We start from the raw sequence: 26544 nt of genomic DNA, 5'->3' as shown, positions 1-26544 counted from the left end.
GGGTCACCGGAATGTGACCCATCGAGCACGACACGACGACGAAGGAGGTCTCGCGTGATCTTCTCCGCGAATCCCGGCCGTCAGGGCCTGTACGACCCCGCGCAGGAGCAGGACTCCTGCGGGGTGGCCATGGTGGCCGACATCCTGGGCAGGCGATCGCACGGCATCGTCGCCGACGGCCTCGCCGCTCTGACCAATCTCGACCATCGGGGCGCGGCCGGGGCCGAGCCGACCAGTGGTGATGGTGCGGGCATCCTGCTGCAGCTCCCGCACGAGTTGCTGCGCGAGGTGGCCGGTGTCCCGCTGCCGGAGCCGGACGCTCACGGCGCACACCGCTACGCGGCGGGAATCGCCTTCCTGCCCGCCGAGGCCGGAGCCAGGGCGAAGGCGGTCGAACTGGTCGCCGCCATCGCCGAGGAGGAGAGCCTGGAAGTGCTCGGCTGGCGGGACGTCCCCACCGACGCCGACGCCGCCGACATCGGGCCGACCGCCCGTTCGGTGATGCCGCGCTTCGTGATGCTGTTCGTGACCGGCAGGGCCGGGGCCGACGGGGAACGTCCCGCGGGCATCGAACTCGACCGGCTCACGTTCTGCCTCCGCAAACGTGCCGAGAGGGACACCGAGGTCGCGGGCTGCGGCACGTACTTCCCCTCGCTGTCAGCGCGGACCTTGGTGTACAAGGGAATGCTGACACCCACGCAGCTCCCGAAGTTCTTCGGCGACCTGCTCGACGAGCGGCTGACCAGTGCGATCGCGCTGGTGCACAGCAGGTTCTCCACGAACACCTTCCCCTCCTGGCCACTGGCGCACCCGTTCCGCTTCGTGGCGCACAACGGCGAGATCAACACCATCCGCGGCAACCGCAACCGCGTCCGGGCCCGCGAGGCGCTGCTCGGGTCGGACCTGCTGCCCGGCGACCTGACCCGGCTGTACCCGATCTGCTCGCCCGAGGCCTCGGACTCGGCGTCCTTCGACGAGATGCTGGAGCTGCTGCACCTCGGCGGCCGGTCGCTGCCGCACGCGGTGCTGATGATGATCCCGGAGGCGTGGGAGAACCACGCCACGATGGACGAGGCCCGCCGCGCCTTCTACCGTTTCCACGCCAGTCTGATGGAGCCCTGGGACGGGCCCGCCTGCGTCACCTTCACCGACGGAACGCTCGTCGGCGCCGTTCTCGACCGCAACGGCCTGCGCCCCGCGCGGTGGTGGCAGACCGCCGACGACCGGGTGGTGCTGGCCAGCGAGGCCGGGGTGCTCGACGTGGACCCGCGGGACGTGGTGGCCAAGGGCAGGCTGAAGCCGGGACGCATGTTCCTGGTCGACACCGACGCCGGACGGATCGTCAACGACGACGAGATCAAGGACGGCCTTGCGCGCGAGCTGCCGTACGAGGAGTGGGTGCACGCCGGTCTGCTGCGGCTGGCCGACCTGCCCGAACGCGACCACGTCGTGCAGACCCACGCCTCGGTGCTGCGCCGCCAGCTCTCCTTCGGCTACACCGAGGAGGAGCTGAAGATCCTGCTCACGCCGATGGCCGTGCAGGGCGCGGAGCCGATCGGCTCGATGGGCACGGACACGCCGCCCGCGGTGCTGTCCCGGCGTTCGCGTCAGCTCTACGACTATTTCAAGCAGAACTTCGCGCAGGTGACCAATCCGCCGCTGGACGCGATCCGCGAGGAACTGGTCACCTCGATGAGCCGGATCATGGGCCCGGAGCACAATCTGCTCGAACCCGGCCCAGCCTCGTGCCGGCACGTTCAGCTCCCGTACCCGGTCATCGACAACGACGAGCTGGCCAAACTCATCCACATCAACGACGACGGTGACCTGCCCGGCTTCGCCTGCACCGTCCTCTCCGGACTGTACGAAGTGGACGGTGGCGCGGACGCCCTTGCCGACGCGCTGGCACGGGTCCGCCGGGACGCCTCCGAGGCGATCGGCAACGGTGCTCGCACGCTCGTACTGTCCGATCGGGACACCGACCACCGGATGGCGCCGATCCCGTCCCTGCTGCTCGTCTCCGCCGTGCACCATCACCTGGTGCGCACCAAGGAGCGGTTGCGGGTGGCGCTGGTGGTCGAGTCCGGGGACGCCCGCGAGGTCCACCACATCGCGCTGCTGCTCGGTTACGGTGCCGCCGCCGTCAACCCGTACCTGGCGTTCGAGTCCATCGAGGACCTGATCGGGCAGGGTGCGATCAGCGGCCTCGACCCCGCCGTCGCGGTACGCAACTACGTTGGCGCGCTGGTCAAGGGCGTACTGAAGATCATGTCGAAGATGGGCATCTCCACCGTCGGCGCCTACACCGCCGCGCAGGTCTTCGAATCCCTCGGCCTGCACCAGGATCTGCTCGACGAGTACTTCACCGGCACCACGTCCAAGCTCGGCGGGGTCGGGCTGGACGTGCTCGCCGAGGAGGTCGCGCTCCGGCATCGCCGCGCCTACCCGGACAACCCGGCCGACCGTGTCCACAGAGGACTGGAAACCGGTGGGGAGTACGCCTACCGCCGCGAGGGCGAGTTGCACCTGTTCACGCCGGAGACGGTGTTCCTGCTGCAGCACGCGAGCAAGACCCGCCGTGAGGAGGCGTACCGCGCCTACGTCGACGAGGTGCACCGGCTCAACCGCGCGGGCGGTGCGCTGCGCGGGATGTTCGGTTTCCGCGCGCAGGGCCGCGCGCCCGTGCCGATCGACGAGGTCGAGTCGGTGGAGGCCATCTGCCGCAGATTCAACACCGGTGCCATGTCCTACGGTTCGATCTCGATGGAGGCGCACGAGACGCTGGCGATCGCGATGAACCGTATCGGTGGCCGCTCGAACACCGGGGAGGGCGGCGAGGATCCGGAACGGCTGCACGACCCGGAACGCCGCAGCGCGATCAAGCAGGTGGCCAGCGGCCGGTTCGGGGTGACCAGTGAGTACCTGGTCAACGCGGACGACATCCAGATCAAGATGGCGCAGGGCGCGAAACCCGGCGAGGGCGGCCAGCTCCCGCCGAACAAGGTGTACCCGTGGATCGCGCGCACCCGGCACTCCACCCCGGGCGTCGGGCTGATCTCTCCGCCGCCGCACCACGACATCTACTCGATCGAGGACCTGGCGCAGCTCATCCACGACCTGAAGAACGCCAACGAACGGGCCCGCGTGCACGTGAAGCTGGTCAGCTCGCTGGGCGTCGGCACCGTCGCCGCCGGGGTGTCGAAGGCGCACGCCGACGTGGTGCTGATCTCCGGGCACGACGGCGGCACCGGCGCCTCGCCGATGAACTCGCTCAAACACGCGGGCACGCCGTGGGAGATCGGGCTCGCAGAGACCCAGCAGACGCTGATGCTCAACGGGCTGCGCGACCGGATCACCGTCCAGGTCGACGGGGCGCTGAAGACCGGCCGCGACGTCGTGGTCGCCGCGCTGCTGGGGGCCGAGGAGTACGGCTTCGCCACCGCCCCGCTGGTGGTGGCCGGGTGCGTGATGATGCGGGTCTGCCACCTCGACACCTGCCCGGTGGGTGTGGCGACGCAGAATCCGCAACTGCGCGAGCGCTACACCGGGCAGGCCGACCACGTGGTGAACTACTTCCGCTTCGTCGCCCAGGAGGTACGGGAAACCCTTGCCGCCCTTGGCTTCCGTACTCTCGACGAGGCGATCGGCCGGGCGGACGCGCTGGAGACCGACGAGGCCGTCGAACACTGGAAGGCCCAGGGGCTCGACCTGACGCCGATCTTCGCGACGCCGGAGCGGCCGGCGACCCCGGTGAACGCCTCGCTTCCCGCGTACGGGGGTGCGCGCCGCCGGATCCGGGAGCAGGACCACGGACTCGAGCACGCCCTGGACCGCACCCTCATCCAGCTCGCCGAGGCGGCGCTGGAGGACGCGCACTCGGTGAACATCGAACTGCCGGTGCGCAACGTCAACCGGACCGTCGGCACCCTGCTCGGATCGGAGATCACCCGCAGGTTCGGCGGCGACGGGCTGCCTCCCGGCACGGTGAACGTGACGCTCACCGGGTCGGCCGGCCAGTCGCTCGGTGCGTTCCTGCCGTCCGGGATCACCCTCGACCTCGTCGGCGACGCCAACGACTACGTCGGCAAGGGCCTGTCCGGCGGTCGCATCATCGTCCGGCCCTCGACGGAGGCCGTTTTCGCCGCCGAGCGCCAGGTGATCGCGGGCAACACCATCGCCTACGGCGCCACTGGTGGCGAACTGTTCATCCGGGGCCAGGTGGGGGAACGGTTCTGTGTCCGTAACTCGGGCGCGACCGTGGTGGCCGAGGGGGTGGGCGACCATGCCTTCGAGTACATGACCGGTGGCCGCGCCGTGGTGCTCGGGCCGTCCGGCCGCAACCTGGCCGCGGGCATGTCCGGCGGGACGGCGTACGTACTCGATCTGGATCCCGCGCGGGTCAACCGGGACATGGTCGATCTGGAGACGCCGACACACGAGGATCTGGCGTGGCTCAAGGAAACCGTGGCGCGGCACCGCGATCTCACCGGCTCGGCGGTGGCCGCCTCGCTGCTCGGCGACTGGACCCGCCGCTCGGCGTCGTTCACGAAGGTGATGCCGCGGGACTACCGGCGGGTGCTGGACGCGGCGAAGGCCGCCCGCGCGGCAGGGCGCGACGTCGACGAGGCGATCATGGAGGCAGCTCGTGGCTGACCCGCAGGGTTTCATGAAGTACCAGCGCACCGAACCGCCCAAGCGTCCGCACGACGAGCGGCTGGGCGACTGGGACGAGGTGTACGCGGCGATCGAGCCGTCGGTGCGCAACGAGGCCGTCCGGACGCAGGCGAGCCGCTGCATGGACTGCGGCATTCCGTTCTGCCATTCCGGCGGTTCCGGTTGCCCGCTCGGCAATCTCATCCCCGAGTGGAACGACCTGGTGCGCCGAGGCGACTGGGCCGCGGCTTCGGATCGCCTGCACGCCACCAACAACTTCCCGGAGTTCACCGGGACCCTCTGCCCCGCCCCGTGCGAGGCGGGCTGCGTCCTGTCGGTCACGCCCGAGGCCGGCGGGCCGGTGGCGATCAAGCGTGTCGAGCAGACGATCGCCGACATGTCCTGGGAACAGGGCCTCGTCCGGGCGCACGGCCCGGCGGTGTCCTCGGGCAGGCGGGTGGCGGTCGTCGGTTCCGGGCCCGCAGGGCTGGCCGCGGCTCAGCAGCTCACCCGTGCGGGCCACGAGGTCACCGTCTTCGAGCGGGACGACCGGCTCGGCGGGCTGCTGCGCTACGGGATTCCCGAGTTCAAGATGGAGAAGAAGGCACTCGACCGCAGGCTCGGTCAGCTCCGCGACGAGGGCACCCGTTTCGTCACCGGCTGCGAGGTCGGCGGTACCGGCCCGGGTGCGCTGAGCGTCGAGGATCTGCGGGAGCGGTACGACGCCGTCGTGCTCGCGGTCGGTGCGCTGCGCGGCCGGGACGACACCACGACACCCGGACGCGAACTCGAGGGCATCCACCTCGCCATGGAGCACTTGGTGCCGGCGAACCGGCAGTGCGAGGGCGACGGCCCGGCGGCGATCAACGCCGAGGGCAGGCACGTGCTCGTCATCGGCGGCGGGGACACCGGGGCCGACTGCTACGGCACCGCGACCCGGCAGGGTGCCGCATCGGTGACGCAGCTCGACCAGTACCCGGCGCCGCCCGGTGAACGCGACGACGCACGGTCCCCCTGGCCGACCTGGCCCTACATCCTGCGCACCTACCCGGTGCACGAGGAGGCGGGACAGCGGCGGTTCGCCGTCGCCGTGCGCCGGTTCGTCGACGACGGCACGGGCCGGGTGCGTGCGGTCGAGTTGCACCGGGTCCGGGTGTCCAGGGACCCGGAGACGGGACGGCGTCAGGTGGTGCCCGCGAGCGAGGAGGTCGAGGAGATCCCGGCCGACCTCGTGCTGCTGGCCATCGGGTTCGAGGGAGTGGAACACCTTCCGCTGCTCGACGGTCTCGGCATCTCGCGCAACGGGCGCGGCACGATCGGCTGCGGCGCGGACTGGCAGACCACCGCGCCCGGCGTGTTCGTCTGCGGCGACGCGCACCGGGGCGCCTCGCTGGTGGTCTGGGCGATCGCGGAGGGCCGCTCGGTGGCCAACGCCGTCGACGCCTACCTCACCGGTGCCTCCGACCTGCCCGCCCCGGTGCACCCGACCGCCCTGCCGCTCGCCGTCGTCTGACCGGCAGTCGGTTGCCGTCAGGTCAGTCCACTGTGGACGGTGCGCGGAAGTCGGCTGCGTGGTCGGTCACCCAGCGAGCGAAGGTTCGCGCGGGTTGACCGGTGATCTCGGCGACCGTGCCGGTCACCGGGTCCGGCGCGGCCTCCATGTCGCGGTACGCGGCGAGCATGCCGTCCGCCACGTGTTCTGGCCAGCCCTGGGCGAGCATCTCGGCGCGTGCCCGGTCCCGGGGGACCTCCTCGAAGCGGACCTCGGTCCCGAGTGTCTCGCCGAGTACCCGTACCCGTTCGGCGGTGGTCTGCGACTCGGGTCCGGTGAGCACGTAGGTGGCCCCGGTGTGCCCGTCGCCGGTGAGTGCCCGCACGGCCACCTCGGCGATGTCGCGTTCGTGGATGAGCGCCCGGTGCGCGCGGCCGAACGGTTCGCGAACCCGGCCCTGCTCCCGGACCGACTCCGCCCAGCCCAGAGTGTTGGCGGCGAAACCGCCCGCTCGCAGGAAAGTGGCGTCGAAGCCGCGCTCGCGGATGTGCCGTTCGAGATCGGCGTGGAACTGGTTGATCGGGTCCTGCTGACGTTCGAGGTCGTCCCGGACACCGCTGGAGGACAGGTACACCAGCCGCCTCGTGTGCGACCCGATCGCGTCCAGTACGGCGGGTGCTCCCTTGTCGGTGATCAGCGGCCACAGCAGGAACGCGGCGTCCACGCCGTGCGCCGCCTCGGCGACGGTCGCCGGATCGGTCAGGTCGCCGCACACGGCCGTCACCCCGTCCGGCAGGGCGGCGGCAGCGGGATCACGCACCAGCGCCCGCACCCGTACACCGCGCTCGGCCAGCCCGGTGACCAGTGAGCGGCCGACATTTCCGGTCGCTCCGGTCACCAGGATCGTTCGCGCCTCGGTCATCGTGTTCCTTCCGCGGTGTGCCGATGCCGAACCTCGTGGAACGACAGGGAAAACCACGATATGACCTGAACATTACTTGAGGTCAAGGAGGTTGCCGGTCCTCGTGTTCACCGCCGCCGGGGGTGGTCCCGCCCGGGGAGCGGGGCCACCCCTGTGGTCTCAGCCCACCGGCGCGCCGATGTTGCCGACCTCCACCGGGCCGTTGACCGGGCTCGGCCAGGCCACCCGGAAACCGAGACCGGTTCCGCTGTTCGGCATGGTGAACGAGACCGAGGCCGCCGGTGCGCCGGGCAGGTCCGCGTCCGGTGCGCGCAGCACGACCTCGGCCGGGTGCTCCGCGTCGACGTGCTCCTGCGGCGCGCTCTGCGGTGCGCTCGCGAACGAGTCCACTCCGAGCGGTGCGCCGGCCGCGTCGTGGAACGTGACCTCGCCGGGAGTGCCGGTGAGCACGCAGTCCTCTCCGGGTACCGCGGTGAAGGTCAGCCGGAACAGCTTCTCGCCCTGCACCGGGGCCACGCCTTCGGTCACCTGGGCGGTCACCTCGCCGGGCAGGCAGGTATTGGTGTCGGTGGGCATCGCCTGGGCACTGCCCGCCGCCACCGTGAGCCCGCCGGCCGCGATCGCCCCCGTGACGACTGCCGCGGCGCCGAACCTGATCGTGCGTGTGCTTGCCATGATCGTCCCCTTTCGGTCTCTCGTTCGCCCTCGTACAACCAAGGACGCGCGGTACGGTGCCGGGATGCCCGCCGGGGCGCCGAACGTGAGATACGCCCCGGCCACGCAACCTCCCGGCCGCCGAAACGTCCTTGCCTGCGAAGGAAAAGCCGATCTCGGTGGATCGCGGGCGCCGACGGCGAAGGTCGATCGGCGTTACCATCGCCGGATGGCGGTAAGCGAGGGAAGCCGGCTGGGGGCCGAGGCAGCACGCCTGCTGGCGCGGACGGGATGTTGTGAGATCGCGCCGGGATTGACCGACTCGGAGTTCGAGCGCGTCGAACGAGAACACGGGTTCACCTTCGCCGACGATCATCGCGCTTTCCTGGCTGCGGGACTGCCGCTGAACGGCAGTGTTCCCGAGAAGGACGAACGGATCCGGACCTATGACCGGCCCTGGCCCGAATGGCGCGGCGGCGACCCCGAGGAACTCCGCGAGCGCCTGCGGCGGCCCGTCGATGGCGTTCTGTTCGACGTCGAGCACAACGGGACGTGGCACGACACCTGGGGCGAACGCCCGCCCGGCCTCCAGGAGGCACTGGCGACCGCGCGGCGGGCACTCGTCCGGGTACCGGCGATGATCCCGGTGTACGGGCACCGGTTTCTCCCCGCTCTGCGCGGAACTTCGGGCCACCCGGTGCTGTCCATCTGGCAGACCGACATCGTCTACTACGGAACAGACCTGGCGGACTACGTCCATCAGGAGTTCGTCGGCCGCTCCGGTGCGGATCGGGCGGACGTGGCGTGGGATCCGCGACGGGTGGTGCCGTTCTGGCGCGACTTCCTCTGAGTCGCCACGGCTACCGGGTACGGGTGGGTCCCGCCGTGCCGAGGCGGTCGCGGTGCCCGTGCCCCTGCCGCGCGGCAGATCATCCCGATTTTTGTGTTAACAAATCCGTGATCCCCTGGTAAGAAAACACTTGGCCCCGCCAGGCCGGCACCGACCCGATGGAGGAGCCATGCGCCCGACGCCGCGACCGGCAGGGGACCTTCCCTCCACGATGCGCGTGTCCGTGCTTCGTGGCGTGCACGACCTCGTCCTGGAGGAACGCCCGGTCCCGGTGCCCGGCCCGCGCGAGGCACTGATCCGGGTGACCGCCGTGGGTACCTGCGGGTCGGACGTGCACTACTACGAGCACGGCCGGATCGGCGACTTCGTCGTCGAGCAGCCGCTCGTGCTGGGCCACGAGCCCGCCGGGGTGGTGGTCGCGACCGGCGCCGGTGCGACCCTGCACGAACCCGGCACCCGGGTCGCCCTCGAACCGGGGGTGCCCTGCTCCACCTGCTCGCAGTGCCGTCTCGGCCGCTACAACCTGTGCCCCCGGATGCGGTTCTTCGGCACCCCGCCCGTCGACGGGGCGTTCTGCGAGTACGTGGTGCTGCGCGAGGACTTCGCCCACCCGATTCCGGACGCGCTCGGGGACGAGGAGGGCGCGCTGCTGGAACCCCTCTCGGTGGGCGTGTGGGCCTGTGGCAAGGCGCGGGTGCGTCCCGGCTCCCGGGTGCTGGTCACCGGTGCCGGGCCGATCGGCCTGGTGGCCGCGCAGTGCGCCAGGGCCTTCGGGGCGAGCGAGGTCGTGGTGACCGACGTGAACGCCGACCGGCTCGCCGTCGCCACCGAGATCGGCGCCACCGACGTCGTGGACGTGAGCGCGCGCGACCTGGCGGGCACCGGCTACGAGCCGGACGTCCTGCTCGAATGCTCGGGCGTGGCCGCGGCCACCGGCGACGCCATCCGGCAGGTCGCCAGAGCGGGCCGGGTCGTGCTCGTCGGCATGGGCGGGGACGAGCTGACCCTCCCGCTCTCCCACGTGCAGGGCCGGGAACTGGAGGTCACCGGCACGTTCCGGTACGCGAGCACCTGGCCCGCGGCCATCGATCTCGCCGCGAGCGGAGCAGTCGACCTCGGGCGCCTGGTGACCCACCGGTTCGCGCTCGACGAGGTCGAGCAGGCGCTGACCGTGGCCGCCCGCGACAGCACGGTGATCAAACCCGTCGTATTGCCCCAGGAGTCGCGCCGTGGTTAGGCCCCGGCTGTCCGACGCCGAGGTCGAACGCCGCCGCCAGGAGATCCTGCGGCACGTGATCGACGCGGGGGAGGTGCGGATCGGCGCGCTCGGCGAACGTTTCGGCGTGAGCCTGATGACCATCCACCGGGATCTGGACGATCTCGCGGCGCGCAGGCTGCTGCGCAAGCTGCGCGGCAAGGTGGCCGCCTATCCGGCGCTGACCCTGGAGACGGCGACCCGGTTCCGGGAGGGCCTGCGCCGCGACTGCAAACGGGCGCTGGCCGCCGCGGCCGTCGCGCACGTCCGCGAGGGCCAGACCCTGCTGCTCGACGACTCGACCACCTTGTTCCCGCTCGCCGCGGCGCTGACCGGGTTCGAACGGCTCACCGTGGTGACCAACTCGCTGCGCATCGCCCGGTTGCTGGCCGAGGCGCCGGGCGTCGGCGTGCGGTTGCTCGGCGGCTCCTACAAGGGCGACTTCGACTCCTGCTTCGGCCCCGAGGTGGTGTCCGCGCTGGCGGAGGTCTGGGCGGACACCGCGTTCGTCTCGGCCACGGCGATCGCGCACGGCCGGATGTACCACCCGGTCGAGCAGTACGCCGAGCTGAAGGCCGCGCTGCTGTGCGCGGCCGGGCGGCGGATCGTGCTGGCCGATCACTCCAAGTTCGGCCGGACGGCCACTTACGACCACGGCGGCACGGCCGACGTCGACCTGGTCGTCACCGACCGGGCGGCCCCCGCCGCCGAGCTGGCCGCCATCCGCAGGCTCGGTACCGGCATCGAGATCGTGGACGGCTGTGCCGGCACAGCGGTAAGTACGGTGACCGGGGCTCCGCACGCTGGTGCGGTGTCCGTAGTGGACGAATCAGGATCGGGAGCGTGACCGTGGAATCAGCCGCACTGGTGGCCGGGGTCGACTCGTCGACGCAGTCGACGAAGGTCGTCGTCTGCGACGCCGCCACCGGGGAGGTGCGCCGTGTGGCGAGCGCCGAACACCCGGACACCACCGAGGTCGACCCGGCCCGCTGGTGGGAAGCGCTGACCGAGGCGGGCAGCGGCCTGCTCGACGACGTGAGCGCAGTCGGCGTGGCGGGACAGCAGCACGGCATGGTGACCCTCGACGCCGAGGGGGAGACGGTGCGCCCCGCGTTGCTGTGGAACGACACCCGCTCGGCGTCCGCCGCCTTCGACCTGATCGACGAACTCGGCGGCCCGAGGGCGTGGGCCGAGGCGGTCGGTTCGGTGCCGGTCGCCAGCTTCACCGTCACGAAGCTGCGCTGGTTCGCCGAGCACGAACCGGAACTCGCCGACCGGGTGGCCCGCGTCGTCCTGCCGCACGACTGGCTCACCTGGTCGCTGCTCGGCCGGTCCGGCGATCCCACCACCGATCGCGGCGACGCCTCCGGCACCGGGTACTACTCGCCCGCGGACGGTGCCTACCGGGAGGACCTGCTGGCGACCGCGTTCGGCGGCCGCAAGCCGGAACTGCCGCGGGTGCTCGGTCCTGCCGAGCCCGCGGGGCACACGGCCGACGGTGTGCTGGTCTCGGCCGGTACCGGAGACAACATGGCCGGTGCCCTCGCTCTCGGTCTCGGCCCCGGTGATGTCGTCGTCTCGCTGGGGACCAGTGGTGCGGTGTTCGGCGTGCACGACGCTCCCGCCGCGGACCCGGCCGGGGTGGTCGCCGGTTTCGCCGACGCCACCGGCCGGTTCCTGCCGCTGGCCTGCACGCTCAACGCCGCGCGAGTGCTCACCGCGATGGCCACGGCGCTCGGCGTGGACCTCGCCGAACTGGACCGGCTGGCCATGGCGGCCGCACCCGGCGCGGCGGGCCTGACCCTGTTGCCCTACCTGGACGGGGAACGCACGCCCAACCTGCCGGAGGCCAGTGGTTCGCTGTTCGGTCTGCGCCGGGCCAACATGACCCCGGAGAACCTGGCCAGGGCCGCGGTGGAGGGCATGCTGTGCGGCATCGCGGCCGGGCTGGACGCCTTGCGGGAGCACGGCACGACGGTCCGGCGGGTGCTGCTGATCGGTGGCGCGGCGCAGTCGGACAGCGTGCGCGCGGTGGCGCCCGGCATCTTCGGTGCGAAGGTCGTGGTGCCCGAGCCCGCCCAGCACGTCGCCATCGGCGCCGCCAGGCAGGCGGCCTGGGCACTGACCGGCGGGGCGGAGCCGCCCCGGTGGCGCCAGGAGGCCGTGCTCACGCTCGACGAGCCGGGGACCGAGGAAGCCAGGGAGGGTGAACGGGTACGCGAGCGGCATGCCCAGGCCCGGGACACCGTTCACGGCGGCTGAACGACGGACCGACCGTCCACAGGGGACACCGCCGGCCCGGGGCGCCCACCGGAAGGGTGGGCCATCTCCCACCAACGGTGCCCCGGGGAACGCGGGGGCACCCGTGTGCGTTCGACTCGGCAGGAACGGAAGGGGATGCGAATGCCGGGGACAGGGACTTCGAACATCGGCCGCTCGGTGCTGGGAGCGGCGGGCCGGATCGCCGGCGGGATCCTGGGGGCCGCCGCGCACGTGGTGCTGCCCGCGGTGGGCGGCAAACCGGACCCGCGGCTGCTGGAGCGCTCGCCGCGCTTCCACGACGGCCGCTTCCGCAACGCCCCGCAGCCGCCCCGGCCACCGTTGCCGAACGACGAGCCGTTCACGGTGCGCGACTTCCTCAGCGGCGGTGCCGCCCGCAGGCCGCCGGGCCGGATCCCGCTCGTGCCGCAGGCCGCGGACCGTCCGGTCGACGGCCTGCACATCACCTGGTACGGGCATGCGTCCACGCTGGTCGAGATCGAGGGCAGGCGCCTGCTGCTGGACCCCGTGTGGGGCGAGCGGCCGTCCCCGGTCCAGTTCGTCGGCCCCCGCCGGATGCACCCGGCACCGCACCGGCTGGAGGAACTGCCCCGCCTCGACGCGATCGTCATCTCGCACGACCACTACGACCACCTCGACCGGGACGCCGTGCGGCTGCTCCTGCGCGACCAGCAGGCGCCCTTCGTCACCGCGCTCGGTGTCGGTGCGCACCTGCGACGCTGGGGTGTCCCGGAGTCGCGGATCGTCGAACTCGACTGGTCGGAGAGCACCGAGATCGCGGGTGTGCGAATCACCGCGGCCCCCGGCCAGCACTTCTCCGGACGGCTGTTCACCCGCAACAACACGCTGTGGGCCTCGTGGGTGCTGGCCGGGCCGAGCCGGTCGGTGTTCTACACCGGCGACTCCGGCTACTTCGACGGCTACGCGGCGATCGGAGAGCAGTACGGACCCTTCGACGCGACCCTGGTCCAGATCGGTGCCTACAACGCGAGCTGGCCGGACATCCACATGACGCCGGAGGAGGGCGTGGCCACCCACCGGGACGTGCGAGGTGGTGTGCTGATCCCGGTGCACTGGGGCACGTTCAACCTCGCCCTGCACCCGTGGGGCGAGCCCGCGGACCGGGTGTGGCGCGAGGCCAAGGCGCACGAGGTCGTGCTCGCGGTGCCCAGGCCCGGCGAGCGGATCGACGTCGACCAGCCGCCGGCGGTGGACGGCTGGTGGCAGTACCTCGCGTGAGGGGCGGACACCGGTTTCCGTCCGTCCGCCTGAGCCCGGCCCAGTGCGTGCCGGGTCTCAGGTGACCGGTCGGGCCGCGGCGAGTTGCAGCAGCGGTTCGGCGGCCTTCGTGTCGGTGATGAGTGTCGAGACGGTGCCGGACCGCAGTACGGCGTCTATCCCCTCGGCTTTCGGTGCGGTGTAACCGAGGGCGATCACCTCCGGCACCTTGGCGAGCTCCTCGGTGGACACCGCGAGCACGTGGTGGGCCAGCCCGGTGGAGAGCGCGGTGCCGTTGGCGTCGAACAGCCTGGCGGCGATCTCCCCCTTCGCGCCGCGCTTGCGGATCGCGTCGCGTTCGGCGGGCTGCAGCGAGTCGTACACGGTGGACTCGCCGTCCCGCCAGGCGCCGATGCTGACGACGGCCTTCGTGAGGTTGCGGAACTGGCCGAAGGTCTCGGCGATCCCGGGCTGCCTGCGCAGGGTCTCGGTGGTGCGGCGGTCGGGAAGCACGAGCGGGCCGAAGATCGGGTAGGCGTCCCCACCGGACACGGCGGCCACCCGGCGCACCGTCTCGACCGAACGGTCGTGCATGTCCATGCCCGCCTGTACCCCGCACAGCTGCACGATCGGGCAGCCCGGAAGCTTCCGGATGGCCTCGGCCATCACGTTCACCGAACGTGCCCATGCGACCCCGAGTACGTCGTCCTTGGTGACGATCTCGGACAGCAGTTGCGCCGCGATGGAGCCGATACGCCTGCGTACCTCGGGCCGGTCACCCTGGCTGGCTGCTCTATCGAGCACGATCGCGCGATCCAGCCGGTACGCCGAGCGCACCTCATCCGACAGGCGCAGATCGATCGGGGCAGGCAGGTCGAACTCGACCCGGACCAGTCCGCTTTCCCTTGCGGCATCCAGGATTCGGGCGACCTTGAACCTGCTCATGGCGAAGGCGTCGGCGATCTCCAGCTTCGACTGACCCCGGACGTAGAACCGGTGCGCGATCGAGGCGGCCTGCACGGCCTCAGCCAATCCCTGATGCTTCCTACCGTTGCTCACTTGAGCACCATATCAGTAAAACTACCAGGAAATGTTGACTTAACATGGTGCGGACCTCTTCAATGCCGAGACAAACCTCGAAAAGCACAAAGTTCAAGACGCTCAACTGAGCACGGGAGAGGTGGCGATAATGCGAGCCGCGATCGTTGACCAGCCAGGCTCCATCAGGGTCGGAGAAGTACCCGATCCGAAGCCGGGAGAACGGCAGGTTGTGATCAAAGTCGGAGCCTGCGGAATCTGCGGGACCGACCTTCACATCGCCGACGGTCACTTCCCGCCGACCCCGTACCCGATCGTCCCCGGACATGAGTTCGCCGGCGAGATCGTGGAACTCGGGACGGACGTGCCGGGCGGCTGGGAGGTCGGCGACCGCGTCGCCGTGGACCCGTCGCTGTTCTGCGGTTACTGCAGGCCCTGCCGGGCGGGACACGGCAACCTGTGTGAGAACTGGGGCGCCACCGGCGACACCGTCAACGGTGCCTTCGCCGAGTACGTCGCCGTTCCCTCGGCCAACTGCTTCCGGATGCCCGATGGCATGACCTGGCAGCAGGGTGCGCTCGTAGAGCCCGTCTCCTGTGCGGTGCACGGGGTGCGCCGGATCGGCGCCGAGCCCGGCGAGCGGTTCCTCATCGTCGGTGCGGGCACGATGGGCCTGGTCATGCAGCAGCTCCTGCAGCGCTCCGGTGCCGAGGTCACCGTCGTCGACCGCAACCTCTCCCGGCTCGGGCGGGCCAGGGAACTGGGTGCCGTCGCCGTCGCCGGTGACGTGAGCGAACTGCACGACGAGAAGTTCGACGCCGCCGCCGACTGCACCGGTGCGGTGCCCGCCATCGAAGCCGCCTTCGACTCCCTCCGCCGAGGCGGCAGGCTGCTCGTTTTCGGTGTGGCGCCGGAGGAAGCGCGCGTCGCGCTCTCGCCGTTCCGCATCTACAACGACGAGATCACCATCGTCGGCTCGATGGCCGTGCTGCACAGCTACGAGGTCGCCCTCGACCTGGTCGCCTCCGGGAAGATCGATTCCGCTTCGCTGCTGACCGACGAGTTGCCGCTGGAGAAGTTCGCCGAGGCACTCGACCTGATGCGCAGCGGTGGTGGCCTGAAGGTGCAGGTACTACCGGGAGGCGACCATGGCTAGGCGCGCACGACTCATCCCGCTGTTCGCCGCCGCGTTGCTTGCGATGACCGGCTGCGCGGGCGCGGGTGCCCTCGGCGCGGGGGAGCAGACCCTCGTCGTCGCCATCGTGTCCAATCCGCAGATGAACGACGCGGTCGACCTGTCCAAGGACTTCGAGGCCGCGAACCCCGGGGTGAACCTGAAATTCGTGTCGCTGCCGGAGAACCAGGCACGCGCGAAGATCACCGCCTCCACCGCCACCGAGGGCGGCGAGTTCGACGTGGTGATGATCAGCAACTACGAAGCCCCGCAGTGGGCCGCCAACGGATGGCTGGAGAACCTGCAGCCCTACGTCGAGGGCACTCCCGGCTACGATCCGGACGACTTCATTCCCAGCATCCGCGACTCGCTGTCCTACGAGGGCAACATGTACGCGGTGCCGTTCTACGGCGAATCGTCGTTCCTGACCTATCGCAAGGACCTGTTCGAGCAGGCCGGCCTGACCATGCCGCCGAATCCGACCTGGGAGCAGATCGCCGGATTCGCGGCGAAGCTCGACGACAAGGAAGGTGGCGTCGCGGGAATCTGCCTGCGTGGCAAGCCCGGCTGGGGCGAGAGCCTCGCCCCGTTCAGCACGGTGGTCAACACCTTCGGCGGCCGCTGGTTCGACCAGGACTGGAACGCGCAGCTCACCTCGCCGGAGTTCCGCGAGGCGGCGAACTTCTACGTCGACCTGCTGCGCCAGCACGGCCAGGTCGGCGCCTCCAGCGCGGGCTTCTCCGAATGCGGAAACCGTTACGGACAGGGCCAGGCCGCCATGTGGTACGACGCCACGGTCATGGCGGGCACCAACGAGGACCCGGAGAGCAGCACCGTCGTCGGCAAGTCCGGCTACACGCAGGCGCCGGTGTCGAAGACGGAGAGTTCCGGCTGGCTCTACACCTGGTCGCTCGCCATCCCGAAGGTCACCGAGAACAAGCAGGCGGCCTGGAACTTCATGCAGTGGATGACGAACAAGGACTACATCAAGAAGGTCGGCTCCGAGCTGAGCTGGAACAAGGTGCCGCCCGGCTGCAGGCTCTCGACCTATGAGATCCCGGAGTACCGCGAGGCCGCCAAGGCCTACGCACAGCCCACGCTGGACGCGATCAGCAAGGCGAACCAGCAGCAGACGATGACCGAACCGGTGCCTTACCCGGGCATCCAGTTCGTCGGCATTCCCGAGTTCCAGGACCTCGGCACCCGGGTCAGTCAGCAGTTGTCGGCGGCCGTCGCCGGTCAGATCTCGGTCGACGAGGCGCTCGAACAGGCGCAGGAGTACGCGCAGACCGTCGGAGAGTCCTACCGGGAGAAGTCATGACCTCCACTGTCAAGACCCCTACCGCGACCACGCCGCCGGAACGCGGCTCGCGGCACGGCACCGGCACCGCCCCGGGAAGCGGGAACTCCGGTGCGTGGAAGCGGCGGGCGCCGCTGCTTCCCGCACTGATCTTCGTCATCGCGGTGACGCAGATTCCGTTCCTGCTGACGGTGTTCTACTCGTTCCAGTCCTTCAACCTGGTTCGTCCCGGGTCGCAGGAGTTCGTCGGGCTGCAAAACTACATCGACGTGTTCGCGGACAGCCAGTTCCGCGGGGCGCTGTTCAACACCGTCCTGCTGACGGTCGTCTGCGTGTTCGCCGCGATGTTCCTCGGCCTCGGTCTCGCCCTGTTGCTGGATCGCAAGTTCCTCGGCCGGGGCATCGTCCGGACCCTGATCATCACGCCGTTCCTCATTCTGCCCGCCGCGGGCGCGCTGATGTGGAAGACGACGATGTTCGACCCGGTCGCCGGGTTGCTCAACTTCGTTCTGGGCACCGACATCGACTGGCTTTCGGAGTACCCGCTCGGCTCGGTGATGGTGCAGATCGTCTGGCAGTGGACGCCGTTCATGATGCTGCTGATCCTCGCCGGACTGCAGGCCCAGTCCAAGGAGGTGCTGGAGGCTGCCCAGGTCGACGGCGCCGGACGGTGGCGCACGTTCGTCTCGATCACCCTGCCGCAGTTGAGCAAGTACCTGCAGCTCGCGATCCTGCTGGGGGCGATCTACATCGTCAACAGCTTCGACGCGATCTTCCTGATGACACAGGGCGGTCCGGGTACGTCGAGTACCAACCTGCCGTACTACATCTACCAGCGTGCGTTCGAGGGCTTCGACGTCGGGCAGTCGTCCGCGATGGGCGTCATCGTCGTGATCATGACGCTGATCGTCGCCACCTTCGCGCTGCGCTTGATGTTCCGGACGTTCTCGGTCAACGAAGGGGTGAAGTGACATGAGCACGCAGACCCTCGACGCCCCGGCCGAAACCGTCCCGCGGCGCAAGGTGACCAACAGGTTCGGCAAGTCGGCGCTGACCGTGGCGACCTGGATCGCCGCGATCCTGTTCGTCTTCCCGGTGCTGTGGATGGTGCTGACGACGTTCAAGCAGGAGGCGGACGCGGCAACCAACCCGCCGAAGCTGTTCTTCACGCCGACGCTCGACCAGATCATCGGCATCCTCGACCGAGGTTTCCTGCCCTACCTGGGAAACTCGGCCTTCGTCACCGTCATCTCCACGCTCGCCGTGCTCGTGCTCGGTGTGCCCGCGGCGTACGCGCTGTCCCTGGCACCGGTGAAGGGCACCAGCAACGCGCTGGGTTTCTTCCTCTCCACCAAGATGTTGCCGATCGTCGCCGCGATCATCCCGCTCTACGTGATCTCGCAGAACTTCAAGCTGCTGGACAACGTGTGGGCGCTGGTGATCCTGTACACGGCGATGAACCTGCCGCTGGCTATCTGGATGATGCGATCGTTCTTCCTCGAGGTACCGAAGGAGATGATCGAGGCCGGGCGCATCGACGGGGCGAACCTGCCCACCTTGCTGCGCAAGGTGATCCTGCCGGTGGTCGCCCCCGGTATCGCGGCCACCGCGCTCATCTGCGTCATCTTCTCGTGGACGGAGTTCTTCTACGCCGTCAACCTGACCGCGGCCCGCGCCGGTACCGTGCCGGTGTTCCTGGTCGGATTCATCACCAGTGAGGGCCTGTACTGGGCCCAGCTCTCCGCGGCGGCACTGCTCGCCTCGCTGCCGGTGATGATCGTCGGCTGGTTCGCGCAGAACCACCTCGTCCGGGGTCTGTCGATGGGAGCGGTCAAGTGAGCCCGTTCTCCCGCGGATCCACCACAATCGAAAGCAGCACTGCCGTACCTATCCCGGAGGACAACAATGGCTGACGTCGCCTACGCAGATGCGTCGAGGGTCTACGCGGGATCACCGCCGGTCCGCGCGGTCGACCGTCTGGACCTGACCGTGTCCGACGGAGAGTTCCTGGTGCTGGTCGGCCCGTCCGGCTCCGGCAAGTCCACCGCCCTGCGGATGGTCGCCGGGCTGGAGGATGTGGACGAGGGCGCCATCCGCATCGGTGACCGCGAGGTGACCGATCTGCCGCCCAAGGACCGTGACATCGCCATGGTGTTCCAGTCCTACGCCCTGTACCCGCACATGACCGTCGCGGAGAACATGGGTTTCGCCCTGCGGTTGCGCGGAATGTCGAAGGACACGATCCAGAGCAAGGTCAAGGAGGCGGCCGAGCTGCTCGACCTGAGCAAGTACCTGGACCGCAAGCCGAAGGCGCTCTCCGGTGGTCAGCGGCAGCGGGTCGCCATGGGCCGGGCCATTGTGCGCGAGCCCTCGGTGTTCCTGATGGACGAGCCACTGTCCAATCTGGACGCCAAGCTGCGGGTGGAGACGCGGGCGAACATCGCCGCCCTGCAGAACCGGCTGGGCACCACCACCATCTACGTCACCCACGACCAGGTCGAGGCCATGACGATGGGTGATCGGGTGGCCGTGCTCAAGGACGGGATGTTGCAGCAGTGCGCCTCGCCGCGCGAGCTGTACGACCGTCCAGCGAACGCGTTCGTCGCCGGTTTCATCGGCTCGCCCGCGATGAACCTCGCGACCTTCCCGATCGCCGGTGACGGCGTCAGTCTCGGGGACCTGACCGTGCGGCTGCCCCGCGCGATCCTCGACAGGGCCTCCGCCGACGACCTCGGCGAGGTCACCGTCGGAGTGCGTCCCGAAACGCTGCGCCTGGTCGGCGACGGTGAGGACTCGTTCGAGCTGACCGTGGAACTGGTCGAGGAACTCGGTGCCGACGCCTACCTGCACGGGGTCGTCGCCGCCGGTTCCGGAAAGCAGCGGATCGTCGTCCGGGTCGACGGCCGGACCCCGCCCCGCCTCGGCGAGCGGGTCCGCGTCGGCATCCGCGACGAGGACGAACTGCACGCCTTCCACCCGTCCAGCGGGGTCACCCTGCTGGACTGATCCGCACGGCCTGCGCGCCCCCTCGAACCGGGAGACCATGGACCCCGTCCAGACATCCCGGCACGAGGGGGCGCCGCGCGTATGGCAGCACAGAACGTCACGGTCCGGCGTGCGGACCGGATCACCACGATCGGCATCGCCCGTCCCGCCGTGCGCAATGCCGTGGACCGTGCCACCGCATGGGAACTCGCCGAGGCGTTCCGCGTCTTCGACGCCGACCAGGACGCCGACGTCGCCGTGCTGTACGGCGAGGGCGGGACGTTCTGCGCGGGCGCCGACCTCAAGGCGATCGGTGCGGGCGAGGGCAACCGGATCGCCGACAGCGGTGACGGACCGATGGGGCCCACCCGGATGCGGCTCGGCAAACCGGTGATCGCGGCGATCGAGGGCCATGCCGTCGCCGGCGGTCTGGAACTCGCCCTGTGGGCCGATCTGCGCGTCGCCGCCGAGGACGCCGTGCTGGGCGTGTTCTGCAGGCGGTGGGGCGTCCCGCTGATCGACGGCGGCACGGTCCGCCTGCCCCGCCTCATCGGCGCGAGCCGGGCGATGGACCTGGTGCTCACCGGCAGGCCCGTCGACGCCGCCGAAGCGCTCGCGATGGGGCTGGTGAACCGGCGTGTACCCGCCGGTACCGCGCTCGCCGCCGCCCGCGAACTCGCCCGAACGCTCGCCGCTTTCCCGCAGACCTGCCTGCGCCAGGATCGGATGTCCCTGCTGGAACAGGACGGACTCGACGAGGCGGAGGCACTGGCCAACGAGTTCGCGCACGGCCGCGTCTCCCTCACCGACGAGGCGGTGGCCGGGGCGACCCGGTTCGCGGACGGAGCGGGCCGCCACGGCGACTTCGGCTGACCACCGCCCTGGCGTTCGCTTCGCGCGCACACGGCTCTCGCCGGGGGTGCACGCGTGCACAATCGGTGGAATGGCGGAGAAATTTGTACGGTCGGTGTCCCTACCGGACGGTCGGCGGCTCGCGTTCCACGAATTCGGCGCCCCGAGGGGGACGCCGTGCGTCTACACGCCAGCCGGCCCGCCTCGGGTCTGCTCGGCCACGGGTACGACGACGCTGCCCGTGCCGCCGGGATGCGGTGGATCTCGGTGGACAAGCCGGGAACGGGCGACTCCGACCCGGATCGGCAGGCCTCACTGCCGGGTTACGCGGCCGACATCGGGCAGCTCGCCGATCAGTGGCATCTCCGCACCGGTCCAGGTGTGGCATGGGGTGGAGGACCGTAACGTATCTCCGGCCTTGGCGTGGTAGGTGCTCTCGGAGATTCCGTTCGCCCACGGCAACCTCGTCGAGGGGGAGTAGCACGGGATCGGTGCCGCACTCCGTCGCGAGCTCATGGCTGCGATCGCGCGGGAGGGAACGGGGTAGTTTCGGGGCAGGGATTGGTTTCCGGTGCTGGTTCTTGTGTCTTGCGTTCCGGTCGGGGCGTATTGGGGCGATGTTCTCGGGTTTCAGGCACGACTTCGGCGACGTTGGCCCGGGCGATCAGCACCTGTGGGCACTGGGACGACATCGGAGACTGTCCCGGACCGCCCGCGTGCGCGATGTGACCTCGTGGGCGTGCCTGGGCTGACGGCGCCGGCACGCCGGAACCTCCCTCGCGACTGAACTGTACGCGACATTGACATTTGCAGGACTGGATTGGATGCTGAATCCCATGGATTCTGGAGTTGACCCAACTATTGTAGATTGGCTTCAAAAAACCTTGAAACCTGAGGCGTTGAGGCTGGTAGAAAGTGATTCACTGGTCGCCCTTCAGATTGCTGTCGGGGCAACCAAAAGCGAACCACTTCCTGACTCTTTGATTGCGTCTTGGGTTCGACTGATGAGGAACACGAGGAGAATCGCAGACCAGTCGGAGGTCGCTTTGATTGAAAAATTAAGGGCGCAGGGCGAATCTTGGGATAAAATTGAGGACCTTCTGGCAATCGACCGGGCTCGCGGCCATTATGATCGCTTGATCGAGGATCTTGAAGCCACGCTTCCGATAAACCTGGACGACAGCGGGAAGCGCATTCGTTAGAGGTATGACTGCTTTCGTGTTGGCCCAATTTGGCCAGCACGAAAGCAGCAAGCGATCCCACTTCGGACGTGCACGTCCCGTCGCCACGCACACTTTACCCTGGGCGGAAATCATCTATTCAACTGGTACGCAGATTCCGTAACTACACAGATTCCGTAACGCCTGGGCGTGAGGCGGCCGCGCCAATGCTGTCAACCTGAACGGGCTTTTCCGGCGAGGCCACCGCCACGCCATTCCGGTCCAAACCCCGGCACGTTCCTGGCCGGGACGCAACGGCGGACTGCGGACGTGATCCGCGCCGAGTAGCAGCGCATCGGCGGACAGGTGGCCGCCTCGGTCAACGCCGACAGCCTGATGTTCAGCGGCACGGCCCTGTCCTCCGATTCCGAACCCTGCTCGACGCTCGCCGACGCGTTGTCCTGTGCCACGTCCGAATCGGCTATGACGCAGGCCGCCCGCAGACGGTCCGGACAGTGATCCGCCCGCGGGAGCACGCCGCTGCCCGGCATGCGGTTCACCACGGCGGGCAGAACGGCGAACGTCCTCAGTGGACGCGAGTGGGGCGGCCCGTGTCAGAGCAGGAAACGGAACAGCGCGCTGTCCGGATCGACGGGCTCGATCCGCAGCGGACTGTCCATCATCCGCTTCAGCAGACCAGGCAGATCACCGCGATCCCCGATCTCCACACCGACCAGAGCGGGGCCTGTCTCCCGGTTGTTGCGCTTCACGTACTCGAACAACGTGATGTCGTCGTCCGGCCCCAGCACCTTATCGAGAAAGCGACGCAGCATTCCCGGCTCCTGCGGGAAATCCACCAGGAAATAGTGCTTCAGCCCCTCGAACACCAGCGCCCGCTCGAGAATCTCGCTGTACCGGCTGACATCGTTGTTCCCGCCCGAGAGCACGCACACCGTCACCGAACCCGGCTCCGGTGTCAGCACGTCACCCAGCGAGCCCGTGGCCAGCGCCCCAGCGGGCTCCGCGATGATCCCGTCCGTCTGGTAGAGATCCAGCATCTCCACGCACACCGCGCCAGCGTCCAGTGTGAGCACCTCCGTCCCGCTGTCCCGCACGATCGGGAACGGCGTCCGCCCCACCCTCCGCACAGCCGCGCCGTCCACGAACGGGTCCACTTCGGGCAGTGCGACCGGCCGCCCCGCCGCCAGCGCCGCCGTCATGCTCGCCGCCCCCGACGGCTCGACCCCGATCAGCCGCACCCCCGGATGCCGCTCGCGCAGCCAGGCCGCCATGCCCGCCAGGAGACCCCCGCCACCGACCGGTACCACGATCCGGTCCGGCGCCACCCCGAGCTGCTCGACGATCTCGCAGGCCACCGTGCCCTGACCAGCGACCGTGCGCGGATCGTCGAACGCCGACACGACCAGCGCGCCCGTGCTCTCCGCGAACGCCGCGGCGGCAGCCTGCGCGTCGTCGTAGGCGTCCCCCGAGACCACCAGCCGCACCCGCTCCCCGCCGATCGCCGCGATCCGCTCGCGCTTCTGACGGGGAGTGGTTCGCGGCAGATAGACCCGGCCCTCGATCCCCAGCGCCGCGCACGCGTACGCGACGCCCTGCGCGTGGTTGCCCGCGCTCGCGCACACCACTCCCGCCGACGCCGCCCCGCTCGGGAGCTGCGCCATCAGGTTGTACGCGCCGCGGAGCTTGTACGAACGCACCGGCTGCAGATCCTCGCGCTTGACCCACACCTCGCCCGCCGCGCGGTCCGAAAGGCGCTCGTTCCGTGTCAGCGGCGTGCTGGCGGTGACCCCGCGCAGCCGTTCCCGCGCCCGGTCCACATCGGCGGCGGTGACGGTCGCGGTGTCCAGTACGTCGACGGTGCGGGATGTCGCTGCTGCACCGGAATTCTCTGCTGAAGCCATGCGGATTCATCTCATGCGCGGGCGGAACGGTCCCGCCGGTCGGGTTCACGCGTCCGCCCCCCACCTCCGGGCAGGGCGCGCGCCCGCGTGCTGCTGCGCCGGATTCTAGCCCCGCCGCCGTCACAGCCTGCGCGAACGGGTCGCCTCAGACCCGATCCATGGCCAGGTAGGTCTCCCGCAGCCGGTGCAGATGCTCCTGCATCAGCGAACCCGCCGCGTCCGCGTCCCGGCGCTCGATGGCCTCCACCATGTTCGCGTGGTCGCCACACACCTGATCCCAGAACGTCGCCGGCGCGTTGCCACGGAGGAACCGGTTCTTCAGCACCGAGAAGATTGGTTGCGTGACCACTTCGAGCAGGCTGTTGTGGGAACAGGTGAGCAGCAGGATGTGGAAGTGCTGCGGATGCTCGTGCTGAGGCCCCGCCTCCGTGTTCTCCTGCTCCACCGCCGTGCGCAGCGCCAGCAGATCGCTCTCGCTGCGTTCCGTCGCGGCCAGCCGGGCGGCCGGGACCTCCAGCATCTCGCGCACCGCGAGCAGCTCGTCCACCGTCAGCCCCCCGGCACTGAGCAGGCCGAGACTGGTTTCCAGGTACGCGCTGATGCTCCGCGGGTCGGCGTCGGCGACGAAACTGCCACCATTCACCCCCCGGCTGGTGTACACCAGGTTCTGCGAGGTCAGCGACCGCAGCGCCTCCCGCACCGTGCTCCGGCTGACGCCGAAGGCCTGGCCGAGTTCGGCCTCCGAGGGCAGACGGTCCCCAGGGGTCAGCTTTCCGGTGATGATCAACTGCCGGAGCTGGTCCGCCACCTGCTGATACGCCGACCGCACCCGGGCGACGCCGAGCCCCCGTGTCAGGTCCTGGCTGCTCCCCACGATGTCCACGCCGGGAGTGTAGCGCTTTGTGCCTGATGAATCACCGAGGTCGTCCGACATGACGATGTCTGGCCACGTCAGAAGTTTCGTTCCCGTTGCCAGGTAACTGAAAAATCTTGAAACACGGCATTGACAGAGAAATGTCAGACGTTTAACTTTCAGGGCATGAGTTCAACGTCACCGCAGGTCAGAGACGGATGGCAGGGGCGCTTCTACGAGGACTTCGAGGTGGCGGACATCTACCGTCACCCGCTCGGGCGCACGGTCAGCGAGACCGACAACACCTGGTTCACCCTGCTCAGCATGAACACCAACCAGGCCCACTTCAACGCACAGGTCGGCGCCGGTTCCGAGTTCGGACGGCCGATCGTCGTCTCCACCCTCACCCTCGCCATCGCGATCGGGCAGAGCGTCATCGACGTCACCCAGAATGCCTTCGCCAACCTCGGGCTCGACGACGTGAAGTTCTCCAACCCGGTGTTCGCCGGCGACACACTGTGGTCGGAGTCGATCGTGCTGGAGAAACGCGAGTCGGGCAGCAGGCCCGCCGCGGGCATCGTCACCATCCGCACCCGCACGCTCAACCAGGACGGTGCCGTGGTCTGCAGCTTCGTTCGCACCTTCTACGTGCACAAGCAGGGTGCGGCCCGTGCCGCGGACCTGTTCCCCGAAGCGGCCGAGCCGCTGACCGTCGAGGCGAGGTGACCAATGCTTCCCTTGCAGGACATCAGGATCGTCTCGCTCGAACAGTACGGCGCCGGGCCGTTCGGCTCGCTGCACCTTGCCGAACTGGGCGCCGAGATCATCAAGATCGAGGATCCGTCGGTCGGCGGTGACATCGGCAGACAGGTGCCGCCGTACGTCGAGGGGGAGGACTCGCTGTTCTTCGAGTCCTTCAACCGCAACAAGTCCAGCATCTCCCTCGACATCGGCACGCCGGAGGGCCGTGCCGTCTTCGAGGACCTGGTACGCAACGCCGATGCCGTGTACTCCAACCTGCGCGGTGACGTGCCGGAGAAACTCGGCATCCGTTACGAGGATCTCAAGCACCTCAACCCGGCCATCGTCTGCTGCTCGCTGTCCGGCTTCGGCATGACCGGCCCCCGGGTCAAGGAACCAGGCTACGACTACATCCTGCAGGGTCTCGCCGGCTGGATGTCGGTCACCGGCGACCCCGGCGGCGCACCGGAGAAGACCGGACTGTCCCTTGTGGACTACAGCGGTGGGCTGGTCGCCGCGACCGCACTGATCTCCGGGATCCACGCCGCCCGCCGTGACGGTATCGGCCTCGACTGCGACGTCAGCCTGTACGACACCGCGATCAGCATGCTGACCTACCTGGCGACCTGGCATCTCACCGCGGGCCACGAACCTCGCCGCACCGCCCGGTCCGCGCACCCCTCGCTCGTGCCGTTCCAGACCTTTCCGGCCAAGGATGGCTGGCTCGTCGTCGGCTGTGCCAAGGAGAAGTTCTGGCATCGCCTGGCCGGAATCATCGGCCGCCCGGAACTGACCGAGGACCCCCGGTTCCGCACGTTCGCCGACCGCGCCCGCCACCACGACGAACTCGAGGCGATCCTCGATGCCGAACTCGGGCTCAGGACCGTCGAGGAGTGGCTGGGCGAGATGCGCGCCGCCTCGATCCCGTGTTCACCGATCAACTCCATTCCGCAGGCGCTCGCCGACGAGCAGACCGTCGCGCGGGAGATGGTCGTCAGCACCGAGCACCCGGTGTTCGGCACCGTCCGCCAGGTCGCCTCCCCGGTCCGGGTCGGCCCCGTGCGAGCCGAGCCGCGCCGCGCACCCGAACGCGGCCAGCACACCGACGAGGTGCTGCGGGACCTGCTGGGTTACTCCGGCGAACGGATCGCCGACATCCGTGCCGCGGGCGCCTTCGGCACTCCCTGACCACCCC

Annotated in this window: 22 protein-coding genes; 17 read left to right on the top strand and 5 right to left on the bottom strand. The window is 69.5% G+C overall.

What is annotated here, in order from left to right:
- The first annotated feature begins 54 nt into the window (after positions 1 to 54).
- Complete coding sequence (gene gltB / locus CFN78_RS25245; protein ID WP_094865522.1) at positions 55 to 4653, top strand: glutamate synthase large subunit; 4599 nt, start codon at positions 55 to 57, stop codon at positions 4651 to 4653.
- Positions 4646 to 6166 (top strand): glutamate synthase subunit beta, encoded by a 1521-nt coding sequence (locus CFN78_RS25240; RefSeq protein WP_094865521.1) that lies wholly within the window; start codon positions 4646 to 4648, stop codon positions 6164 to 6166. The genes gltB and CFN78_RS25240 overlap by 8 nt, the downstream gene beginning before the upstream one ends.
- Positions 6167 to 6188: 22 nt before the next feature.
- Here the strand turns inward: CFN78_RS25240 and CFN78_RS25235 are convergent, their stop codons facing one another.
- On the bottom strand, positions 6189 to 7067 hold the full coding sequence (locus CFN78_RS25235) for an NAD(P)H-binding protein (RefSeq protein WP_094865520.1): 879 nt from the start codon (positions 7065 to 7067) through the stop codon (positions 6189 to 6191).
- A gap of 159 nt (positions 7068 to 7226) precedes the next feature.
- Positions 7227 to 7742, bottom strand: a complete 516-nt coding sequence (locus CFN78_RS25230; protein ID WP_094865519.1) for a DUF4232 domain-containing protein — start codon at positions 7740 to 7742, stop codon at positions 7227 to 7229.
- A gap of 208 nt (positions 7743 to 7950) precedes the next feature.
- On the opposite strand from CFN78_RS25230, the gene CFN78_RS25225 reads away from it, so the two are divergent.
- The 5 genes from CFN78_RS25225 to CFN78_RS25205 all read left to right on the top strand — a co-directional run bounded on the left by CFN78_RS25225 (position 7951) and on the right by CFN78_RS25205 (position 13345).
- Positions 7951 to 8571 (top strand): hypothetical protein, encoded by a 621-nt coding sequence (locus CFN78_RS25225; RefSeq protein WP_094865518.1) that lies wholly within the window; start codon positions 7951 to 7953, stop codon positions 8569 to 8571.
- Positions 8572 to 8740: 169 nt separating this feature from the next.
- A complete protein-coding gene (locus CFN78_RS25220) occupies positions 8741 to 9808 on the top strand; it encodes an NAD(P)-dependent alcohol dehydrogenase (RefSeq protein WP_240519683.1) in 1068 nt (355 codons plus the stop codon).
- Positions 9801 to 10673 (top strand): DeoR/GlpR family DNA-binding transcription regulator, encoded by an 873-nt coding sequence (locus tag CFN78_RS25215; protein ID WP_094865516.1) that lies wholly within the window; start codon positions 9801 to 9803, stop codon positions 10671 to 10673. Before CFN78_RS25220 ends, CFN78_RS25215 begins: the two co-directional genes overlap by 8 nt.
- Positions 10670 to 12088 carry a xylulokinase gene (gene xylB, locus CFN78_RS25210; RefSeq protein ID WP_240519682.1) on the top strand — a complete coding sequence of 473 codons (1419 nt, stop codon included), beginning with the start codon at positions 10670 to 10672 and terminating at the stop codon, positions 12086 to 12088. Before CFN78_RS25215 ends, xylB begins: the two co-directional genes overlap by 4 nt.
- A gap of 141 nt (positions 12089 to 12229) precedes the next feature.
- Complete coding sequence (locus CFN78_RS25205) at positions 12230 to 13345, top strand: MBL fold metallo-hydrolase (RefSeq protein ID WP_420807925.1); 1116 nt, start codon at positions 12230 to 12232, stop codon at positions 13343 to 13345.
- A 57-nt stretch (positions 13346 to 13402) separates the two neighbouring features.
- Here the strand turns inward: CFN78_RS25205 and CFN78_RS25200 are convergent, their stop codons facing one another.
- Entirely contained in the window at positions 13403 to 14383 is a 981-nt protein-coding gene (locus tag CFN78_RS25200; protein WP_094865514.1) for a sugar-binding transcriptional regulator, read from the bottom strand.
- A 130-nt stretch (positions 14384 to 14513) separates the two neighbouring features.
- Between CFN78_RS25200 and CFN78_RS25195 the strand changes: the two genes are divergently transcribed.
- The 8 genes from CFN78_RS25195 (at position 14514) to CFN78_RS28885 (ending at position 21875) form a co-directional block, all read left to right on the top strand.
- Positions 14514 to 15518 carry a zinc-dependent alcohol dehydrogenase family protein gene (locus CFN78_RS25195; protein ID WP_094865513.1) on the top strand — a complete coding sequence of 335 codons (1005 nt, stop codon included), beginning with the start codon at positions 14514 to 14516 and terminating at the stop codon, positions 15516 to 15518.
- Positions 15511 to 16857 carry an ABC transporter substrate-binding protein gene (locus CFN78_RS25190; protein ID WP_094865512.1) on the top strand — a complete coding sequence of 449 codons (1347 nt, stop codon included), beginning with the start codon at positions 15511 to 15513 and terminating at the stop codon, positions 16855 to 16857. The genes CFN78_RS25195 and CFN78_RS25190 overlap by 8 nt, the downstream gene beginning before the upstream one ends.
- Entirely contained in the window at positions 16854 to 17807 is a 954-nt protein-coding gene (locus CFN78_RS25185; protein ID WP_094865511.1) for a carbohydrate ABC transporter permease, read from the top strand. The genes CFN78_RS25190 and CFN78_RS25185 overlap by 4 nt, the downstream gene beginning before the upstream one ends.
- Position 17808: 1 nt before the next feature.
- Entirely contained in the window at positions 17809 to 18675 is an 867-nt protein-coding gene (locus CFN78_RS25180; RefSeq protein WP_240519681.1) for a carbohydrate ABC transporter permease, read from the top strand.
- A gap of 66 nt (positions 18676 to 18741) precedes the next feature.
- Positions 18742 to 19842 carry an ABC transporter ATP-binding protein gene (locus tag CFN78_RS25175; protein ID WP_094865510.1) on the top strand — a complete coding sequence of 367 codons (1101 nt, stop codon included), beginning with the start codon at positions 18742 to 18744 and terminating at the stop codon, positions 19840 to 19842.
- An 81-nt stretch (positions 19843 to 19923) separates the two neighbouring features.
- Positions 19924 to 20694 carry a crotonase/enoyl-CoA hydratase family protein gene (locus CFN78_RS25170; protein ID WP_094865509.1) on the top strand — a complete coding sequence of 257 codons (771 nt, stop codon included), beginning with the start codon at positions 19924 to 19926 and terminating at the stop codon, positions 20692 to 20694.
- Positions 20695 to 20850: 156 nt separating this feature from the next.
- Complete coding sequence (locus tag CFN78_RS25165) at positions 20851 to 21078, top strand: hypothetical protein (RefSeq protein WP_094865508.1); 228 nt, start codon at positions 20851 to 20853, stop codon at positions 21076 to 21078.
- A 419-nt stretch (positions 21079 to 21497) separates the two neighbouring features.
- Positions 21498 to 21875, top strand: a complete 378-nt coding sequence (locus tag CFN78_RS28885) for a hypothetical protein (RefSeq protein ID WP_133116462.1) — start codon at positions 21498 to 21500, stop codon at positions 21873 to 21875.
- 572 nt (positions 21876 to 22447) lie between these two features.
- On the opposite strand, the gene ilvA is transcribed toward CFN78_RS28885, so the two are convergent.
- Together ilvA and CFN78_RS25155 are read right to left on the bottom strand one after the other, a co-directional pair.
- Positions 22448 to 23755 (bottom strand): threonine ammonia-lyase IlvA, encoded by a 1308-nt coding sequence (gene ilvA, locus CFN78_RS25160; protein ID WP_094865507.1) that lies wholly within the window; start codon positions 23753 to 23755, stop codon positions 22448 to 22450.
- Positions 23756 to 23900: 145 nt separating this feature from the next.
- On the bottom strand, positions 23901 to 24638 hold the full coding sequence (locus CFN78_RS25155; protein WP_165777700.1) for a FadR/GntR family transcriptional regulator: 738 nt from the start codon (positions 24636 to 24638) through the stop codon (positions 23901 to 23903).
- Between the two features lie 156 nt (positions 24639 to 24794).
- Here CFN78_RS25155 and CFN78_RS25150 point away from each other — a divergent pair, with 156 nt between their 5' ends.
- Together CFN78_RS25150 and CFN78_RS25145 are read left to right on the top strand one after the other, a co-directional pair.
- Positions 24795 to 25334, top strand: a complete 540-nt coding sequence (locus CFN78_RS25150; RefSeq protein WP_094865505.1) for a MaoC family dehydratase — start codon at positions 24795 to 24797, stop codon at positions 25332 to 25334.
- Between the two features lie 3 nt (positions 25335 to 25337).
- Positions 25338 to 26537 (top strand): CaiB/BaiF CoA transferase family protein, encoded by a 1200-nt coding sequence (locus CFN78_RS25145; RefSeq protein ID WP_094865504.1) that lies wholly within the window; start codon positions 25338 to 25340, stop codon positions 26535 to 26537.
- Positions 26538 to 26544: the final 7 nt, after the last annotated feature.

Source organism: Amycolatopsis antarctica, from assembly GCF_002262875.1.
Classification (GTDB): Bacteria; Actinomycetota; Actinomycetes; order Mycobacteriales; family Pseudonocardiaceae; genus Amycolatopsis; species Amycolatopsis antarctica.
The sequence above is the reverse complement of the archived record's forward strand: the minus strand, read 5'-3'. Positions and strand labels throughout refer to the sequence as shown.

Excerpts from the sequence above, each read along its gene's own strand:
- CFN78_RS25225 (WP_094865518.1), top strand. The coding sequence starts at position 7,951 with ATGGCGGTAAGCGAGGGAAGCCGGCTGGGGGCCGAGGCAGCACGCCTG.
- CFN78_RS25220 (WP_240519683.1), top strand. The coding sequence starts at position 8,741 with ATGCGCCCGACGCCGCGACCGGCAGGGGACCTTCCCTCCACGATGCGC.
- CFN78_RS28885 (WP_133116462.1), top strand. The coding sequence starts at position 21,498 with ATGCTGAATCCCATGGATTCTGGAGTTGACCCAACTATTGTAGATTGG.
- CFN78_RS25230 (WP_094865519.1), bottom strand. The coding sequence starts at position 7,742 with ATGGCAAGCACACGCACGATCAGGTTCGGCGCCGCGGCAGTCGTCACG.
- CFN78_RS25235 (WP_094865520.1), bottom strand. The coding sequence starts at position 7,067 with ATGACCGAGGCGCGAACGATCCTGGTGACCGGAGCGACCGGAAATGTC.
- CFN78_RS25145 (WP_094865504.1), top strand. The coding sequence starts at position 25,338 with ATGCTTCCCTTGCAGGACATCAGGATCGTCTCGCTCGAACAGTACGGC.
- CFN78_RS25190 (WP_094865512.1), top strand. The coding sequence starts at position 15,511 with ATGGCTAGGCGCGCACGACTCATCCCGCTGTTCGCCGCCGCGTTGCTT.
- ilvA (WP_094865507.1), bottom strand. The coding sequence starts at position 23,755 with ATGGCTTCAGCAGAGAATTCCGGTGCAGCAGCGACATCCCGCACCGTC.
- CFN78_RS25170 (WP_094865509.1), top strand. The coding sequence starts at position 19,924 with ATGGCAGCACAGAACGTCACGGTCCGGCGTGCGGACCGGATCACCACG.
- CFN78_RS25195 (WP_094865513.1), top strand. The coding sequence starts at position 14,514 with ATGCGAGCCGCGATCGTTGACCAGCCAGGCTCCATCAGGGTCGGAGAA.
- CFN78_RS25150 (WP_094865505.1), top strand. The coding sequence starts at position 24,795 with ATGAGTTCAACGTCACCGCAGGTCAGAGACGGATGGCAGGGGCGCTTC.
- CFN78_RS25205 (WP_420807925.1), top strand. The coding sequence starts at position 12,230 with ATGCCGGGGACAGGGACTTCGAACATCGGCCGCTCGGTGCTGGGAGCG.
- CFN78_RS25185 (WP_094865511.1), top strand. The coding sequence starts at position 16,854 with ATGACCTCCACTGTCAAGACCCCTACCGCGACCACGCCGCCGGAACGC.
- CFN78_RS25180 (WP_240519681.1), top strand. The coding sequence starts at position 17,809 with ATGAGCACGCAGACCCTCGACGCCCCGGCCGAAACCGTCCCGCGGCGC.
- CFN78_RS25175 (WP_094865510.1), top strand. The coding sequence starts at position 18,742 with ATGGCTGACGTCGCCTACGCAGATGCGTCGAGGGTCTACGCGGGATCA.